The sequence below is a fragment of the Pontibacter sp. HSC-14F20 genome (genome assembly GCF_019599265.1).
In the GTDB taxonomy this organism is placed as follows: Bacteria; Bacteroidota; Bacteroidia; order Cytophagales; family Hymenobacteraceae; genus Pontibacter.
On record NZ_JAHZTC010000001.1, the window covers coordinates 185,899 to 203,463 of the forward strand.

16 protein-coding genes are annotated in these 17,565 nt (G+C 51.2%); 6 read left to right on the forward strand and 10 right to left on the reverse strand.

From position 1 onward, the window contains the following. Positions 1–281: 281 nt before the first annotated feature. Entirely contained in the window at positions 282–908 is a 627-nt protein-coding gene (locus tag K3G39_RS00850; protein WP_220624268.1) for a transposase, read from the forward strand. 345 nt (positions 909–1,253) lie between these two features. On the opposite strand, the gene K3G39_RS00855 is transcribed toward K3G39_RS00850, so the two are convergent. After that, the gene (locus tag K3G39_RS00855) at positions 1,254–1,880 is read right to left on the reverse strand and encodes a bifunctional 2-polyprenyl-6-hydroxyphenol methylase/3-demethylubiquinol 3-O-methyltransferase UbiG (RefSeq protein WP_220624269.1); all 627 of its coding nucleotides are present in this window, start codon (positions 1,878–1,880) and stop codon (positions 1,254–1,256) included. A gap of 121 nt (positions 1,881–2,001) precedes the next feature. Here K3G39_RS00855 and hutU point away from each other — a divergent pair, with 121 nt between their 5' ends. The 3 genes from hutU (at position 2,002) to hutG (ending at position 6,205) form a co-directional block, all read left to right on the forward strand. Further along, positions 2,002–3,714, forward strand: coding sequence for a urocanate hydratase (gene hutU, locus K3G39_RS00860; RefSeq protein WP_220624270.1), 1,713 nt, complete (start codon positions 2,002–2,004; stop codon positions 3,712–3,714). A 172-nt stretch (positions 3,715–3,886) separates the two neighbouring features. Then, positions 3,887–5,131 carry an imidazolonepropionase gene (gene hutI, locus K3G39_RS00865; RefSeq protein WP_220624271.1) on the forward strand — a complete coding sequence of 415 codons (1,245 nt, stop codon included), beginning with the start codon at positions 3,887–3,889 and terminating at the stop codon, positions 5,129–5,131. Between the two features lie 99 nt (positions 5,132–5,230). Further along, positions 5,231–6,205, forward strand: a complete 975-nt coding sequence (hutG, locus tag K3G39_RS00870) for a formimidoylglutamase (RefSeq protein ID WP_220624272.1) — start codon at positions 5,231–5,233, stop codon at positions 6,203–6,205. A gap of 76 nt (positions 6,206–6,281) precedes the next feature. Here the strand turns inward: hutG and K3G39_RS00875 are convergent, their stop codons facing one another. The 7 genes from K3G39_RS00875 to K3G39_RS00905 form a co-directional block, all read right to left on the reverse strand. Then, entirely contained in the window at positions 6,282–6,677 is a 396-nt protein-coding gene (locus K3G39_RS00875) for a hypothetical protein (RefSeq protein WP_255593701.1), read from the reverse strand. 103 nt (positions 6,678–6,780) lie between these two features. Beyond that, positions 6,781–7,650, reverse strand: coding sequence for an SMP-30/gluconolactonase/LRE family protein (locus K3G39_RS00880; protein WP_220624274.1), 870 nt, complete (start codon positions 7,648–7,650; stop codon positions 6,781–6,783). Positions 7,651–7,698: 48 nt separating this feature from the next. Then, positions 7,699–8,811, reverse strand: a complete 1,113-nt coding sequence (locus K3G39_RS00885) for an AMP-binding protein (protein ID WP_220624275.1) — start codon at positions 8,809–8,811, stop codon at positions 7,699–7,701. Positions 8,812–9,222: 411 nt separating this feature from the next. After that, positions 9,223–9,678 carry a DoxX family protein gene (locus tag K3G39_RS00890; RefSeq protein ID WP_220624276.1) on the reverse strand — a complete coding sequence of 152 codons (456 nt, stop codon included), beginning with the start codon at positions 9,676–9,678 and terminating at the stop codon, positions 9,223–9,225. A gap of 655 nt (positions 9,679–10,333) precedes the next feature. After that, positions 10,334–12,031: a 2-succinyl-5-enolpyruvyl-6-hydroxy-3-cyclohexene-1-carboxylic-acid synthase gene (menD, locus tag K3G39_RS00895; protein ID WP_220624277.1), complete on the reverse strand. Its 1,698-nt coding sequence runs from the start codon at positions 12,029–12,031 to the stop codon at positions 10,334–10,336. Positions 12,032–12,217: 186 nt separating this feature from the next. Next, a complete protein-coding gene (locus K3G39_RS00900; RefSeq protein ID WP_255593703.1) occupies positions 12,218–13,420 on the reverse strand; it encodes an isochorismate synthase in 1,203 nt (400 codons plus the stop codon). A gap of 3 nt (positions 13,421–13,423) precedes the next feature. After that, entirely contained in the window at positions 13,424–13,834 is a 411-nt protein-coding gene (locus tag K3G39_RS00905) for a hotdog fold thioesterase (RefSeq protein WP_220624278.1), read from the reverse strand. A 66-nt stretch (positions 13,835–13,900) separates the two neighbouring features. On the opposite strand from K3G39_RS00905, the gene K3G39_RS00910 reads away from it, so the two are divergent. Continuing rightward, positions 13,901–14,527: a histidine phosphatase family protein gene (locus K3G39_RS00910; protein WP_220624279.1), complete on the forward strand. Its 627-nt coding sequence runs from the start codon at positions 13,901–13,903 to the stop codon at positions 14,525–14,527. A 109-nt stretch (positions 14,528–14,636) separates the two neighbouring features. Beyond that, positions 14,637–16,346, forward strand: a complete 1,710-nt coding sequence (locus K3G39_RS00915; RefSeq protein ID WP_220624280.1) for a pyruvate dehydrogenase complex dihydrolipoamide acetyltransferase — start codon at positions 14,637–14,639, stop codon at positions 16,344–16,346. Positions 16,347–16,462: 116 nt separating this feature from the next. Here the strand turns inward: K3G39_RS00915 and K3G39_RS00920 are convergent, their stop codons facing one another. Further along, on the reverse strand, positions 16,463–17,017 hold the full coding sequence (locus K3G39_RS00920; protein ID WP_220624604.1) for a sugar O-acetyltransferase: 555 nt from the start codon (positions 17,015–17,017) through the stop codon (positions 16,463–16,465). A 30-nt stretch (positions 17,018–17,047) separates the two neighbouring features. After that, positions 17,048–17,377 (reverse strand): DUF1801 domain-containing protein, encoded by a 330-nt coding sequence (locus K3G39_RS00925; protein ID WP_220624281.1) that lies wholly within the window; start codon positions 17,375–17,377, stop codon positions 17,048–17,050. Positions 17,378–17,565: the final 188 nt, after the last annotated feature.

A 17,565-nucleotide genomic window follows, 5' to 3' on the forward strand; every position in this document is an offset into this window, starting at 1 on the left:
GGAAGAAGCAGGGAACTCCTTCCTCTTTACATTATTACTGACGGAGCATTGTGGTGACTAAATGCTATGGCTCGAGCGTCCTCGCTCGTGTCTGCTATAGTGGGGCCTCTTGCCTAGGTATAGGTATAGCACACATACTTATTTCATTGCTTCGCCTGTGCGGTGGGCACTCACTTTTTTCCTTGATGGGGGTAGGGGCCACTACTGTTCGAAACCTTGTCAAGTTCGTATTATGTAACGGGCATACATGAAAGGAGGCTGATATGAAGGCAAAGGACTTATTGGCATTTATCCCTGAAGCGGATCTTTCGCAGCTGGCGGCCCGGACGCGGGTGGACCACCAGGTCAAGAAGCTCAGCGGGCGGGTGATGTTCCAACTGCTGCTGCTCTCGCTGTTGGAGGGGGGCAAAGCAAGCCTTCGGGTGATGGAGGAGCTGCTGGCCGTGGGGCAGCAGCCCGAGGGGACGACCCTCACCGTGCTGAGCGATGCCTGGGTGAGCTTCCGGGAAAAGCCCGGAAGCTACCTCGAAAAGCCCCTGCGCCTGGTCAAGGCCACCCTGGAATCGGGGGAGCAGATCTGCTTTGTCACCAACATCGCCTGGCTGGATGCCTACCAGGTAGCGGCTATCTACAGGGAGCGCTGGCAGATCGAGGTGCTCATCAAGTTCCTCAAGCAGCACCTGCAGCTCGAGCACCTGCTCACCCGGGACGTGAACGGCATCCAGGTCATGCGCTACATGACCCTGATCGTGGCCCTGCTGCTCATCGTCTACCGCAAGCTCAACAAGCTCGACAGCGACCGCCGCGCCAGGCTGCGCTTTGCCCAGGAATTGGACGTGGAAATAGTCAGACAGATCGTGCTGCTCTGCGGAGGGGACCCTGCCAAAATGGAAAAATTCGTCACTTGACAAGGTTTCGAACAGTAGTGGGTAGGGGCCCTCGATAAAGAAAAAATAGAGGCCCCTACCCCCATCAAGGAAAAAAATCAAGACTCCCCAAATTCGCTGACCGCTCTTGACAGGGGGTAGTCATAAGGGTGCACTTGGCTGATGTGATCTATTTCATAGCTTGAGGGGCAAGTTAATCTTGCTATCCCTGCTAGTGGGGCTGTGATACAAAGTTATACCTGTCAAAAGGCAACGGTAAGAAACTCCCCTTTGAAGGGGGCAGGTAGATGTTAATCATGCACGAGAATCCTGTTAATTCTTTAATCCATGGGGGGTGGGGTCCTCTTTAATCCTGAAAATCTTAATTCAGGCAACTTTCCGCACCACCCAAGTTGTCATTGCCCGATCCTGCTCTACCAGCACCGTCTTCAGCGGCTCCAGTCGCTCGGCTCTTAATTCTCTCTCCATATCAATCACCAACTTTTCATCAGCCAAAAACCAGACCGGGCCGTGTGCCATCCGGTAAAAACGACCCTCCACCTGCTGCAGTTTTCCCTCCAGTCCAATGGTGGTGCTGAACCGGGCGAAAAGTATACTGCCCGGTTTGAGGGTACGCCAGAGTTCCCGCACGATGCCTTTGAAATGTTCCTCGCTTCGGGCAAAATGCAGTACGGCGCTGCAGAGCACCACGTCAAACTTTTCATCGGCAAAGGGCAGCGCATCCAGATCCGCGACTACAAAATTTTTGTTTGGCAGCGTAGGGGCTATTTCAGTTGCCAGATCCCGGACTTTTTCGATGGCCTCTGCTGAAATATCAGCTCCGTATACCGGCACACCGGCTTGCATCAGGTAAGCTATATTTCGACCGGTGCCACAACCGGCATCGAGTAATTGCATACCTTTCTGAATGCGACCTTTCAGTAACTGGTCAAACAGGTAGATGTCGATATCGCCGAACTGGGCGCGGAGGGAAGCAAGCGGAATGTGAAACATAAGCACTGTTGTTCAGACAATGATGTAATAATGTGTATGAGGATGAAATTAAGCATGATTTCTCTATCCTTTGTCCTTTATTTTTAAGAATATTGAACAGAAATAATTGACCGTAGCCCCTATGAATAACGTAACTGCAACCGAAACTGTGAAGCGCTCTGGCCTGTCTGTGAGCGGGTTTATCCAGAAATACGCCAACCATCCGACTTATATTCCGCCAACCGGATCTGAACTGAACGCCAAAAACTGGCAGTGTGAAGCGGCCCTGCGCATGTTCCTCAACAACCTTACCGATGAAGTTGCCGAAGATCCTTCGCGTCTTGTTGTCTACGGTGGTATCGGGCAGGCAGCGCGCACTGTAAAAGATGCGCAGAAGATTATTGAAGTGTTGCTGAACCTGGAAGAAGACGAGAGTTTGCTCGTGCAATCGGGTAAGCCAGTGGGCAAGGTGCGCACGCATACCGAGGCGCCGCGTGTGCTCATCGCCAACTCCAACCTTGTGCCGCATTGGGCGACGTGGGAGCATTTCAACGAACTCCGTGCGCGTGGCCTGATGATGTATGGCCAAATGACGGCCGGTAGCTGGATTTACATCGGTACGCAGGGCATTCTGCAGGGTACTTACGAAACGTTTGCGGCCTGCGGCAGAATCCACTTCAACGATGATCTGCGCCACAAACTGCTCGTAACAGGCGGACTCGGCGGTATGGGCGGTGCACAACCTTTGGCTGCTACAATTGCAGGTGCGACCTTCTTGGGCGTTGACATCGATCCGGAGCGCATCAAAAAACGCCTCGAAACCCGCTACATCGATAAAATGACCTACGACTATGAGGAAGCGAAACGCTGGGCACTCGAAGCCAAAGAAAAAGGCGAGGCCATCTCCATTGGTTTGGTAGGCGACATAGGCGATGTGCTGGAGAAATTGATTCAGGACAATATCACCCCGGAAATTCTGACTGACCAGACTTCCGCCCACGACCCGATCAACGGGTATGTGCCATATGGAATGACTCTGCAGGAAGCATTGGCAGTGCGCGAAAGTGATCCGCAGGAGTACAAAGCCCGCTCGCTCAAGAGCATGGCCCGTCACGTTGGCTTTATGTTGGAGTTGCAGCGTCGTGGCAGCCGCACCTTTGACTATGGCAACAACCTGCGCGAGTTTGCGCAGCAGGGCGGTGAGCCGAATGCCTTTAACATACCGGGTTTTGTGCCGGAGTACATGCGTCCATTATTCTGTGAAGGTAAAGGACCTTTCCGCTGGGCCGCTCTTTCCGGCGATCCGGAAGATATCCGCGTGACCGACGAAGCACTGAAAGAACTTTTCCCGGAGAATACGCACATGATCAAATGGCTGGACGAAGCCGAAGAAAAAGTAGCGTTTCAGGGATTACCGTGCCGCATTTGCTGGCTGGGTATGGGCGAGCGCGAAAAAGCCGGTCTCATGTTCAACCAACTTGTGCGCGATGGCAAAGTGAAAGCCCCGATTGTGATTGGTCGTGACCACCTCGACTGCGGCTCTGTAGCATCACCTTACCGCGAAACCGAAGGTATGCTGGACGGATCCGATGCCGTATCCGACTGGCCACTACTCAACCTTATGTCCAACACGGCGGGCGGTGCTACCTGGGTATCGTTTCACCACGGTGGCGGCGTAGGTATAGGCTATTCACAGCATGCAGGTATGGTGATTCTGGCAGACGGTACCGAACGTGCTGATCGTTGTCTGAGCCGTGTGCTGCACAACGACCCGGCCATGGGCATCTTCCGCCACGCCGACGCCGGGTACGAAACTGCGCAGGCTAATGCCGAGAAATTTGGCTTAAACTTATAAGGTTAAATTTGCCCTCTCTTGCATCATAGGGGAGGGCAAATTTTATATTCATTTCCTATACCTGAGAAGCAAGTTTTATTGATCCCTGACCTTTGAAACTGTATCACTTTTGATTTTCAGATTCGTTTGAAATGAAGGTCAGCACAGGTATAACAGGCAACAGTTTAAAACTATGAAACAGGATAACAATCATACTTTAATCGGTCCATTCAAGCAGCTGGTAACGATGGCTGGTTTGCCGCAGGCGGGCCCAATTGTGGATGAAGAATTGGAGGTGCTTGAGAACGCCGGTGTACTGGTCTATGATGGTCATATCGTGCTATTGGGGAGGTATGATCAACTGTTGAATATTGCACAGGAGAAAGGCTATAGCTTGCAGAAAGTTGCTGAGCCCATGGTGCTCCTGCCCGGCCTGATCGATGCCCATACACACATCTGCTTTGCCGGATCCCGCGCCAACGACTATGCCATGCGCGTCGCCGGGAAAACTTACCTGGAGATTGCCCGCAGTGGGGGCGGTATACTGGATAGCGTCCGCAAAACCCGCGAGGCCAGTCTGGTAGAGTTGGTAGAACTGCTCAGGAAGCGCTGCGACCGTCATCTGACAGAAGGTGTTACTACCTGCGAGGTAAAAAGCGGCTACGGACTTACGACTGAGGAGGAACTGAAAATGCTCGAGGCGATTCAACTCGTCAACAATCACCATGCGCTGGAGCTTATACCTACCTGTCTGGCAGCACACATGCGTCCCCCGGAGCACACCGACTCGCGTCTATACCTACAGGAAGTTGTAACGCAGCTTTTACCTCAGATAAAGGAGCAGGGTCTTGCCAACCGGGTGGATATTTTCATCGAAGACACAGCTTTCAACGAAGAGGATTCGCTGGAGTACCTAAATGCGGCCAGGGAAATGGGCTTCGAGATAACGGTGCACGCCGACCAATTCAGCACAGGTGGCAGCCGCATTGCGGCCGAAGCCGGAGCTGTCAGCGCTGACCATCTGGAGGCCAGCGCTGCCGCAGAAATTGCTTTGATGCGGGAAGCCAGTGTGGTGGCTACAGTATTGCCGGGTGCGTCATTGGGTTTAGGTATGCACTACGCACCTGCCCGCAAAATGCTCGACGGCGGTCTATGCCTTGCCATTGCTACCGACTGGAATCCTGGCTCTGCGCCAATGGGTGATCTTTTAATGCAAGCCGCACTGTTGGGCGCAGCCGAAAAACTCACTAGCGCCGAAACACTTGCAGGTATAACTGTTCGTGCAGCAAAGGCACTGAATTTGTCCGACCGGGGTACAATTGAGAAAGGAAGACTAGCCGATCTGATCGCTTTCCCAACCGACAACTATAGAGAAATCCTGTACCAGCAAGGCAAACTAAAGCCAACTAAGGTATGGAAGCGGGGCATAGAGGTATAGCATCTGTTGCTGCCTGAGTTCCTTCTGTGTCCAAACTTAGGGTTTGTATAACGTTCCCCGATTAACAATTCAACCATCAACAATTCAACCAACAAATAAATGTACAAACCCACAGCACCCGGCACCTGGAAAGGCAGAGTAGACGCTACTGATGGCGAGGATGGAAAGCGTTGGCACCAAGGTGTACAGTTGCTCAATTTGAGTGAGGCGACTGAACCGGCCGGGGCTGAACAGGCGATTGCTTTTCTAGGTTTCTGCTGCGATGAGGGAGTACAGCGGAATCAGGGAAGGGAAGGAGCGGTGCAGGGACCACCAGCGCTACGGCAGGCCATGGCTTCGTTTGCCTGGCACCTGGAAGAAGGCACTGCTTTGCTGGACGCCGGGGATGTGTACTGCACCAACCAGAACCTGGAAGAGGCCCAGAATCAACTCGGCAAGAAGGTACACGCGCTGTTGTCGAATACATACAAAACGATCATCCTTGGAGGCGGACACGAAACAGCTTACGGACACTTTCTGGGGATAAAACAGGCGTTGCCAGCAGACAAACAACTCGGCATTATCAACTTCGATGCCCATTTCGATCTGCGCAGCTACGAGAAACAGTCAAGTTCCGGCACGCCCTTTCTGCAAATGGCCGACGATTTGATAAACAGCAACTTGGAGTTCAATTACTTATGCCTGGGTATACAGCAGTATGGCAACACGCAGAAACTCTTCAACACAGCCAGGGAATATGGCGCTGATTACGTGTTCGCACCCGCCATGCAGGTATACAATTATGAAACGCTGCGCGAGAAACTGCAGCAATTTATGGCGTTGGTGGATGTATTGTATGTGAGCATTGACCTGGATGTGTTTGCTGCGGCCTATGCGCCCGGTGTGAGCGCCCCGGCTGCCCTGGGTATACATCCGGAAATTGCCCTGATCCTGCTACAGGAAATTATCAGCAGCGGCAAACTGCTCACCCTGGATGTGGTAGAACTTAACCCGACGCTCGACATAGATAATCGCACCGCCAAACTTGCGGCCTCGTTACTCTACCATGTGGTGCAGCAATGGAGTCAGGTATAGTCTTTAAAGTGAAATAATAAAAAACGCCCTTGTCTATACCTGTAGACAAGGGCGTTTTTTGTAGCTGGAAGGAATATTACTTTCCAACCTTAAACTTGGTCCAGTACGTAGTATCGGAGGTTTTAACTTCCACCAGGTACACATCAGGCCTTAGTTTGCCAAGATCAAATTTCCAGGCCTTTTGGTTTTTGGTGATGCTCACAGGCTTCTGGTAAACCATTTTGCCGGCCTTGTTTTTCACTTCCAGCCTGGCATCTTCATTCAGCTCCTGAGAAAAATCCAGCACAAAGGTGCCTTTTTTGGTCGGATTCAGGAATATACCTGACAGCGTCTCCATTCGGGTAATGGTATCCGGTTTGGCTTCTTCCAGCTGTTTTTGCTCCACAGGCGGAAGTTGGGTTGAGTTTTCCTGCGCCTTGGCGCTATAACCAGCCAGCAATAAGACGCCGGCCAGCAGGTATGTTTGTTTCATTTTCATATTTTATCTCCAGCACTTTAAGTATACCTGAGCTATACATATTTTGAGCCAGAGTTTGGGTTGTTCAGTAAATTACTGCGAAATCAGTGCAATTTTTTTAGAAGGTAACGCGGTATGCGACCACGCGATTGTCCAGAAAGGTGGGAACATAAAGCATTCCCTGCTCTTCAGAATAGAAGATATCCGCTGCATTGATCTTTTTGTTCTTCGTATCCAGAATTTTCCAGTTCCGGCCATTGATATCTACATAGTAAATCTCACCATTCCAGTTCGATACCAGCGTACCATCTGTACCAACCCGTGCAATTCCATCTGCCGAAGGAATCTTGTCAGTCCAGTCGGTGAAATCCTGCCGTTCAGTATCCAGAAAACGAACCTTGCCGGTGTTGAACGATGCCACGATCAGGCGATTATTGTCGTATAGTAAGCCATTTGGCCGCTCACGTTTGGTATCAAGCCAGTGACTGACACGTCCGTTTCGGAAAAGGTAAATGGCGCCACGCTGCGAATCAGACACGTATACATTGCCTGCATTGTCAACGGTCACATCATTGAGCATTTGTGCTTTGTCGGCTTTGTGGCGGGCCAGTACGGCGCCTGTTTGGGTGGCAATAGCGATAATCTCGTCCATATCGGCCACATAAAGTATGTTGTTGTGCAGGGCCATCCCTTTTGGGTCATTCAGGCCAGAAACCCAGTAGAGTTGATCAACGTCGCCATTAGGGTTAAGTTTTGAGATAAAACCGTCGCCATCTTTGCGGTCTTTGCTTGTCTGGTTGATGTTGGAAACGTAAAGCACATTGCGTTCACGGTCGAACACTACCGACTCCGGCGTGCGCAGGGTGTTGTCGGTAGCCCAGGCTTCGGTTAGCGTTACCGGGGCTTTTGAGGAAAAGAGTCCGCCACTGCAGCCTTGCAAGGAAAAGGCTGTGAGTAAAATCAGGCTAAGAAAGGATAATGATCGCATAGTAAGGAGTTTTGTTTTACCCTACTACGCGATAGCGCTATACCTGTTTTAATCTGTCTCGAGTCCGAGCTTCTGCATGGTGCGCAAACGGGACACTTTTCCGGTGGCAGTTTCAGAAAAAGCGGGACTGTAGTAAACATCTTTCGGCATTTCGAACTTCCGCAAAATACTGCGCATTTTGTCCATTACCTGCTGCTCTTCGTCTTCTGGCAGAGGTTTACCTTCCAGCACCAGAATCACTTTTTCGCCCAGCAGTTCGTCGGGCTGCGAAGCTACAAAGAAACGTGGTGCCTGCTCCAGATCAGCCAATGCCTCAGAAACAGCTACCTCTACTACTTCAGTCTGCACTTTCACGCCGCCGGTATTGATGGTATTATCAGCACGGCCTACCCAGCGGAATCGGGTAGGGGTGAGAATTTCCACGATGTCGTTGGTTACCAGTGTTTCGTTTTCTGTGATATCAGCTTTAATCGTGAGGCACCCGCGGTTGTCCTGGCTAATGGTTACACCTTCCGTGGTTTCGTAATAATCGGCTGCGTCAGCGCCATTGAGCAGGCGCAGGGCAATGTGAGAGGCTGTTTCCGTCATGCCATAGGTATGGTATACCGGTGCCTGCAGCTGCTGCAGTTCACGCTGCAACGAGAAACTCACCGGAGCCCCGCCCACCAGAATTGCCTTCATGTTGCTCAGACGTTCCAAGGCACTGCCGTTCTCGTGCAGAATGGTTTGCAACTGCATTGGCACAAAAGAAGAAAAGTGATAGGTTTCGTCAGCGGGCGTAAGCGTGAGCGGATTTCCTACAGGTTCTACAATGGTCATCTGCATATCCGCCAGTAGTCCGCGAACAATCATCATCATACCGGCAATATACTCTGTGTTGAGGCATACCAGCATGTGCTCATCTGCCTTCAGGCCGAGTAACTTGATGGTGCGGCGGGCACTGATTTCCATTTGCTTGCGCGTGAGCGTGATCAGCTTAGGTGTGCCGGTAGAGCCGGAGGTATGTATCGGGAATTCCTGCACTCCGTTGAGCCAGTCGCGGCAAAATTCGAGGGTCTTCGCTTCGTAGCCGTTGAGTGGCACGCTATTTCGGAAGGAATAGGCTGCTATTTCATCATAGTAGAGCTTCTTTCCGTTTAGGGTCAGGAACCTTTGCGTCATGGAGTGTCTCAATATTTGAAGCAAAAGCAGTATGTATACTGCCTCGCTGCATGTACATTTTTTACTTTCCGGAGCCTGGCAGGTATAGCTTTCTGCTTCCGCAACCAGCATGGTGCCAGGCTATACCTTACGCGTTCTGCACAGGCATGGCTACCGTTAATTTTACTCAAAATTACGAGAATCGGGTTTAAGACCTAAATATGGGTAGGTATAATTTTAGCTGAAAGGGCTTTACAATTGCACCAGTTCTGTTTTCTCTGGTTTTGGGAAATAAAGTACACTCGCTTTCCATTGCCAGGGTATAGAGAAACTTGTCGGAATTTGATTTTAGTCGTCCGTACTTTGCCCTACTTTCTCTCAGACTGGAGAAAGGTGGCAGGCCTCAGAAATTGGCAGATTTAATACCGGGTCCTAATAAAGCACATCTCTTTCTGGCCGGCTAATCAGGTTGTCGACAGAAAGACGGCCGGAGCCCAGGATCAAAAAGACTACCAGCAGAATCAGGACAATGATAGAAGACCAGAGTTCTGTGTTTTCAGAGTAAAATCCCCGCTGCGGATTAATAAAAAACACGGCTCCCAGCAGAATCGGTAATTGAAACAGAATGGCGATGCGCGTAACCAGACCCATGGCAATCAGCAGTCCGCCTACCAGGTGCGCGAAAGCCACATAATGGGCCATCCCAAACGAAACCCACTGAAACTGGCTGTTGTGCATGATGTTTTGCAAAGCCTCTGTATCCTGGATAAACATGACGCCTTTCACGAATAAAAAGATACCCAGCGCCATGCGTAGAAAGTCTACCCAAACCGGATGGTGTGTATCAGCCCAATGCTCGATCCGGTGCATGTCTTGCGTTAAGTTCATGGCTGTATGATTTTAGGTTTAACAAATTGATGTACAATTATTTAAACGAATCGTGCTGCCAAATGGATGATGAAATGAAGGATATATCGAGGGGGTGGGGTTTTTGTCTTAGCGACGGGTTTAGGTTGAGGTATTGTTACTGCTGTTGCAGGTATAGCGGTTATGTGAATTTGGTATAGGATGAAGCTGTTTTCTAGCTGGTGTAGTGGTGGCTTTTCAGGTATAGCAGATGCTTTGTTTTGTAGCTTTGCCTGTGCGGCGGGCCCTCTATTTTTTCCTTGATGAAAAATAGAGGGCCCCTACCCCCAGTAGGCAAAAAAGTCAAGACTCCCCAAATCGAGGGCCCCCTACCCCCACTCGCTGAACGCTCTTGACAGGGGGACCCTTTCACCCCCAACAGTGGAGTGTCATTTAGGTGCACCTCTAGCACAGCGAGCTGTTTCATAGCTTTAGGGGCAAGTTCGTCTTGCTATACCTGTCAGTGCTGTTTTACAGATGCTACGGAGTCTATATCTATGAGATAGCAGCAACAGGTTCCCCGCCTTAGATAAGGAGGGGTTAGGGGAAGGCCGGGATGGGGTAATCCAATCCTAAAATCTGTGGGGTAGGGACCCTTTGTAAATCCTGATTCTAACAAGCTATACCTGCCTATACCTTACAAAGCCTTCAACAGCGCCTGCTTATAAGCGGTAAACTCCGTAGCGTTTTGTTTGCTGTCAGTAAAGATCTCCAGTATACCTGCTCCGGCATCGGGTGCGAAAAAAGCAGGGAGCGCTTGCTCCAAATCCTCCAGCGACTGACAGGCAGTATAGCCCAGGCCAAAGTCAAGTGCTGTATTGCGGGCGTTAAGGTGCTGGTGTGTTTCGAAAAACTCTTCCAACTCCGGTTGGCGCTTTGGTCCATCAATTAGTCTGAAAATGCCGCCAGCGTGGTTGTTGATGATAACGATGCGCAGGTTAGCTGGTAGGTAATTGTGCCAGAGACCGTTGCGGTCGTAGAAAAAGGCCATGTCGCCTGTGAGTAGGGTGGTGATGCCCTGGCTGGTGAGGGCGCAACCAACTGTAGTGCTGGTGCTGCCATCGATGCCGCTGGTGCCGCGGTTGGCGTATACCTGCACGTTCTGTTCGGGTCGTAAGGCTAATATGTTAGCATAACGCACCGCCATGCTGTTGGCCAGGTGCAGATTGCTCTGCTGCGGCAGGTTATTGAGCACCCGACTGATGGCAGTCAATTCGCTGTAAGGAGCCGTTTTAATGAATTCTTTCAGGAAATTGCCTGCCCTGGCTTCTATACCTGTCCAGGACTTGATGTAACCAGCATCTTCGCGGGTACTGCCGGCCATGCTGCGGAAAAAGCTGTCAGGTGTGCAACGGATAATGCGGGTAAGCGACTGAAACGTATCGGCCACTTGTCCGGCCGGTTGTATGTGCCAGTGCGCCCTTGGCTTGTATTGGCGCAGGTATAGCTTCAGACTTTTAGAGATAACCGATTTGCCAAAAGTGACCAGCAGGTCGGGCTGCAATGCCTGCATTTTCTCCGGATCAGGACACGCAAAAATTGCGTCCTGGTGGCGCAACACGCCAGCTAGTTGCTGCGTGTTGCTGATGATATCACCTACCACCACAGCACCCGTCGATCCCATGAATGTGTGCAGGGCCTGCAACAATCTCGGGTCGTGATTTCCCTGCCCTGCTATAATCACTACGCGCTTAAAAAAGAGCATTTCCTGCTGCAGTTTTAGCGAGTGCATCGGGTTTAAATCAAAGGCATTGGCATCATCTTCGATAATTTTTACCTGATCATCAAACTGCAGGGCTTCGTCTTGGGTTGGGTAAAAAGGATCCCGCAACGGCACGTTGATGTGGACTGGCCCAGCAGGGAAGGCCACCGACTCGTTCAGTGCCTCCGACACCATGCGCTCGGTATGCCACACGGCATCGGGGTGCTCAAGCACGACCGGGAAACTGAAGCTGCGTTTAATGTGCTGTCCGTATACCTGCTCCTGCCGGATCGTCTGCCCGTCAAGCTGGTCGATCCACTCCGGCGGGCGGTCGGCGGTGAGCACCAGCAAAGGCACCTGCGCAAAATAAGCTTCTGCCACGGCAGGAGCATAATTGAGTGCTGCCGTGCCCGAGGTACAAACCAGCACGGTCGGTTTACCTGTCGTCTGCGCCATGCCCAGGGCAATGAAAGCTGCCGCGCGTTCATCGCTCACTGTGCGCACGGTCAGCATGGGGTGGCGGGCAAAGGCTATTGTCAGGGGTGCACAACGCGAGCCCGGCGACAATACTACATTTTCTACTCCCTTGCGGGCGCATATCTCGGCAATATTGACTACAGGCTGAAGGATCATGATTGAATTAGTGATTGAGTGAATGAGCGAATTGTTGAGTGGTTAAAGTGTTGATTTTTATCCTGTTTTAGCTAGGCTTCTGCTGGACTTTACATGAAACATGGTTGTAATGTTAATTAATTACTCATCCGCTAAATCTAATATAAAACAATTAGCCATTCACTCAATCAAAAACTCACTCATTGTTTAAAACTCCGCCAGTATTTTCCCCATTGTTTGGAGTTTGTGTTGCGTTTCCTGCCATTCTTTTTCTGAGGAGGAATCGCCCGTAATGCCAGCTCCCGCGTACAGTACGGCTTCATGCTGCCATAGCTGCATGCAGCGCAGGTTAACAAAAAGGTGTGTGCCGACATTGCTGTTCACGGGGCCTAAAAAACCGCTGTAATAGCTTCGATCGTAGCCTTCGTGGTCCAGGATAAAGCGCAGAGCAGGTTCTTTGGGGAGTCCACAAACGGCGGAGGTAGGGTGCAACAGGCGCAGCATGTCAGTACCGAGTGTGGGGAAGTCCACTTCCTTCAGGTCTACTTTAAAGTCGGTGCGCAGGTGCATCAGATTGCCAGCGGTTACGGTTCGCGGACCTACTTCAGTATACTCGCGCAGGCGCAGTTTTTTGAAACAGCTCAGCACATAGCGCTCCACCATACCTTGTTCTTCAATTTCCTTCTCCCGCCAGATGGCGTTGGCCGTAGAACCGTCTTCGCAGGCGGGTTGTGTGCCGGCCAGTGCTACCGTCTTGAATACCTGCTGCTGGTCCATGCTCACCAGAATCTCCGGCGAGGCGCCGAGCCAGGTACCCACGCCAGGTATAGCCACCAGCGAAACAAAGGCGTTGGGATAGGCGGACTGCATTTTTTCAAAGGCTTTGAGCAGACTGAAACCCTCCGGTAGAGGCGTGGTATTAATCCGGGAGAGCACCACCTTTTCCATAGTTTCTGCCCGGATCACATCCACTGCCAGACTCACAGCCGCCTTGAAGGTCTCTTCGTTGCGGTCGGCGTGGCGGGCAGGTTTGGCAGGTATAGGCCATGCGGCAGGTTTCCCGGTTTCAATCTGTGTCAGAGTTTCTGTAAATAAATCCACCTGCGTAGCGGGCGCATCTGGGGCGTAGCTGAGTTGGCGGGTTAGGGAGCTGTAGCGGATGTCGGCTTTCAGGAAAATATGGTCGTGCATCCCTTCCGTCACAAAAGGGCAGAAGAGAAAACCAGCCGGGCTTGACTCCAGTTCAGTTATAGCCGAAGTTAAATGCGGGGCAAAAGAAACGTAGGCCTGCACTTCGGTTTGCAAAGGCAGTCGCCAGACGGCAATGGCCTGCTGCCCTTGCAGTGCCGCCGATAACACTTGCTCTAAGGTATAAGTGCGTTCTCCTCCTGTTCCAGCTGCCTGTTCCATACCTTATTTTTTATCGATTACGGCTACAGTCATGCGGCTCAGGCACACCAGATCGCCGGATTCAGAAGAAATTTTGATTTCCCATACCTGTGTGCTCCGGCCCTGGTGTAGGGCTTTGGCCTCGCCGTATACCCAGCCTTCGCGCACGCTCCGGATGTGGTTCGCGTTGATCTCAAGTCCTACACAGGCTTTCTGACTTAGGTCTACGGATAGGGCGGCGCCAATGCTGCCAAGTGTTTCGGCCAGGGCCACAGAAGCCCCGCCATGCAGCAGGCCCATCGGCTGGTGGGTGCGTTTGTCAACCGGCATCTTAGCCGTTAAAATACCATCCTTAAATGAAGTCAATTCGATGCCGAGGTGCTCCACCATTGTGTTTTTACTCCAATCCTGCAGTTTTTCTAACGTAGAATCCATGTTGTATAGGCTTTGAATGCTAACTTCGCATTCTCGTATTGGTAAAGGGGCAAAAGTAAATCAATTTTGAGTATTAAGAAAATATACCTGATCCGTCACGGACAAACCGATTTTAACCTGCAGGGCATTGTACAGGGCAGCGGTGTGGATGCGTCCCTCAACGACTTGGGGCGCAGACAGGCGGCCGCTTTTTTCGAAAAATACCAACACATTCCCTTCGACAAGGTATATACTTCTGTTTTACAGCGCAGCATCCAGTCGGTGCAGGGCTTTATCGACAAAGGGATAGCTCACGAGCGCCACGCCGGTCTGAATGAGATCAACTGGGGCACGAGAGAAGGCACGCGCATCACACCGGAAGAGGATGCTTACTACCACCGCATGCTGCAATCCTGGAACGAGGGCGAGACAGGTATATGCATAGAAGGAGGGGAGAGTCCTGAATTGGTAGCTGCCCGCCAGAAACCCGTGATAGAACTGATCATCAGCCGTCCGGAGGAGAAAAACGTTTTAATTTGCATGCACGGCCGCGCCATGCGCATATTGCTGAGTCAGCTGTTGTGCTATCCGCTGCGTTGCATGGACCAGTTTGAGCACCAGAATCTGTGCCTTTATCAACTCGATTTTACGGGAAGTATGTTTGCCGTGAAGAAGTACTGCGATGTGGCCCATTTGCAGGATGTGCAGGTATAAATTCTCTGTCACAACAATTTAAGAGGTATAGTTTGAATAAAATATTTTTAGGTCTAATTTTGGGCTTTATTGATTAGACGAAACAGGCGAACAAACAAGACGATAAATTATGGCTGAAGTGATACGAATGCCTAAGATGAGCGACACGATGACGGAGGGGGTGATTGCATCTTGGCTTAAGAAAGTAGGTGACAAGGTAAGCGCCGGCGATATTCTGGCAGAGGTGGAAACCGACAAGGCTACCATGGAACTGGAATCATACGAAGATGGTACTCTGTTGCACATTGGTCCGCAGAAAGGCGATTCTGTACCAGTTGATGCTGTAATAGCGATCATTGGCAAGGAAGGCGAAGACATTTCCGGCCTGTTGGGCGAGGCAGGCGGTAAAGCTGAGCCAGCTGCCAAAGAAGAACCAAAAGAGGAGAAAAAAGAAACTCCTAAGCAGGAAGAGAAGAAAGAAGCGGCTCCGGCCAAAGCTGATGCCCCTGCTGCCAAAACTTCTGTAGATACGTCCAGCATCAAGGCTAACGTGATCCGCATGCCGAAGATGAGCGATACCATGACCGAAGGTGTGCTGGTGTCGTGGCTGAAGAAAGTAGGCGACAAAGTGAGCTCAGGTGATGTACTGGCCGAAGTAGAAACTGACAAGGCCACTATGGAACTGGAGTCGTACGAAGATGGAACGCTGCTTTATACTGGCGTAAACGCTGGCGACTCTGTAGCCATTGACGCCGTTATCGCGATCATCGGCGAGAAAGGTGCTGACTACCAGGCCCTGCTCGATGCTGAAGGCGGTAAAGAAGAGCGTTCACGCGAAGAAAACGCGCAGTCTGACGAGAACATCGAAGCCCGTACCGAGGAAACGACTGAAGATAAAGTTCAGGATACGAAAGTGCCTGCCGGCGAAACAGAGCAAGCTGCCGCTGAATCAAATGGCCGCATCAAAGCTTCTCCGCTTGCTAAAAAAGTTGCAAAAGAAAAAGGCTTTAATCTGAGCCAGATCAAAGGATCGGGTGAGGGTGGACGCATTGTGCTGCGCGACGTGGAGAACTTCACACCATCTGCCGCGCCGCAGAAAGAAGCTGCCAAGGCTCCTGCTGCCGCTCCGACTGCACAGGCTATACCTGGTGCACCGGCCGATTCGTACGAAGAAGTGAACGTGTCGCAGATGCGCAAAGTGATCGCGCGTCGACTGGCCGAGAGCAAGTTCTCAGCTCCGCACTTCTACCTGACCATGGAAATCGACATGGACAAGGCGATGGAAGCACGTGTGTCTATCAACGAAGTGTCTCCGGTGAAGGTATCGTTTAACGACCTGGTGATCAAGGCGGCTGCTGCGGCGCTTCGTCAGCACCCTGCCGTGAACTCTTCGTGGTTGGGCGATAAGATTCGTTATAACAAGCACATCAACATCGGTGTGGCTGTGGCGGTAGAAGAAGGCCTGCTGGTACCGGTGGTACGCAACGCTGACTACAAGTCGCTTTCAACCATAGCTGCTGAAGTGAAAGACCTGGGCGGCAAAGCAAAGAGCAAAAAGCTGCAGCCATCAGATTGGGAGGGCAACACCTTCACGATCTCTAACCTGGGTATGTTCGGTATCGAAGAATTTACTGCCATCATCAACCCGCCGGATGCCTGCATCATGGCTGTGGGTGGTATCAAGCAAACGCCGGTAGTGCGCGACGGACAGATCAGGATCGGCAACGTGATGAAGGTTACGCTGTCGTGCGACCACCGTGTGGTGGACGGTGCCGTTGGCTCCGCTTTCCTGCAGACATTCAAGAATCTGCTCGAAAATCCGGTGAGAATACTGGTATAAATTCCTGATAAAGAATTTCCTGATAAAGGAAAAAGACCTTTGAAGGTAGAAATAACAAAAGGGCCTCTTCGGAAACGGAGAGGCCCTTTGTGGTATAGGCATAGGTATAGGCGGCGTTAAAGTGTCCGGATTACCTGGCACGGATTGCCTGCTGCAAACACATCGGCGGGTATATCTTTCGTTACCACACTTCCTGCACCGATTACACTGCGGTTGCCGATGCTCACACCAGGACAGATGACAGCGCTACCACCAATCCAGACGTCTTCGCCAATGCGGATGGATTTGGCGTACTCCACACCCGAGGCGCGTACCTGATGATCCATGGGGTGGGTGGCGGTGTATACCTGCACATTGGGCCCGAAAAGGGTGCGGCTGCCGATACGAACCTCCATTACATCAAGCACTACACAGTTGAAGTTAAAGAAAACCCTATCGCCCACGACCATATTGGAGCCGTAGTCACAGTAAAAAGGAGGCTGTAGCCAGAGTTCTTCCCCTGCGTTTGGAATCAGGGCTTTCAGGATGCGGCTGCGCTCTTCTACCTGGTCTTCGCGGCTGTCATTAAGTTCTTTCAGGAGCAGGCGCGTGCGTAGACGCTCGTCACTCAATTGCTTGTCCAGCGGGTCGTAGAGCTCTCCTGCCAGCATTTTTTCTTTCTCGGTTTGCATAGGCAGGTATACGGCAACCAGCATGTTTAGCTATACCGCTGCCGCTTTAAACCAGTCGCTCAGAAGCTCCCGGTCAATGTCCTGCACGTTTTTGATCTTGATGTGGCGCATATCTTTTCCGGTGCCTTCCAGTAAACCGTTTGGGTCGTTGAGTTTGTCGAAATGAAAGAAGCCGAGCGTGATGTATGTTTTGGCTGTTTTGAGGTATGTAAAGTCTTTGCTGGAGCGAAAAACAGGCCGTCCCCACTTGAATTCTTCGGTTACGCCGGGTACCGTGTCGTGCAGGAGTTGGCGCAGCGCTTCAAGGGTTTCTTTGTGTTTCTCGGACGCGTTGATGTAATCAGTAACTTGTGGGTGCATGGGTGACTTAGGTTAAACTTATAATAGGCCAATATACTCAAATATGTTTTTAATGCATGTTCTCCACCTTATGCCGGCAACCGCGCCACACGCATACGATTGATATAGCGATGCATGACTTGTGGTATTATATTTTAGGTGAGATGTGGGAGGAAGTTGATTCGGACTTGAAAACCTGTTGTGTACTC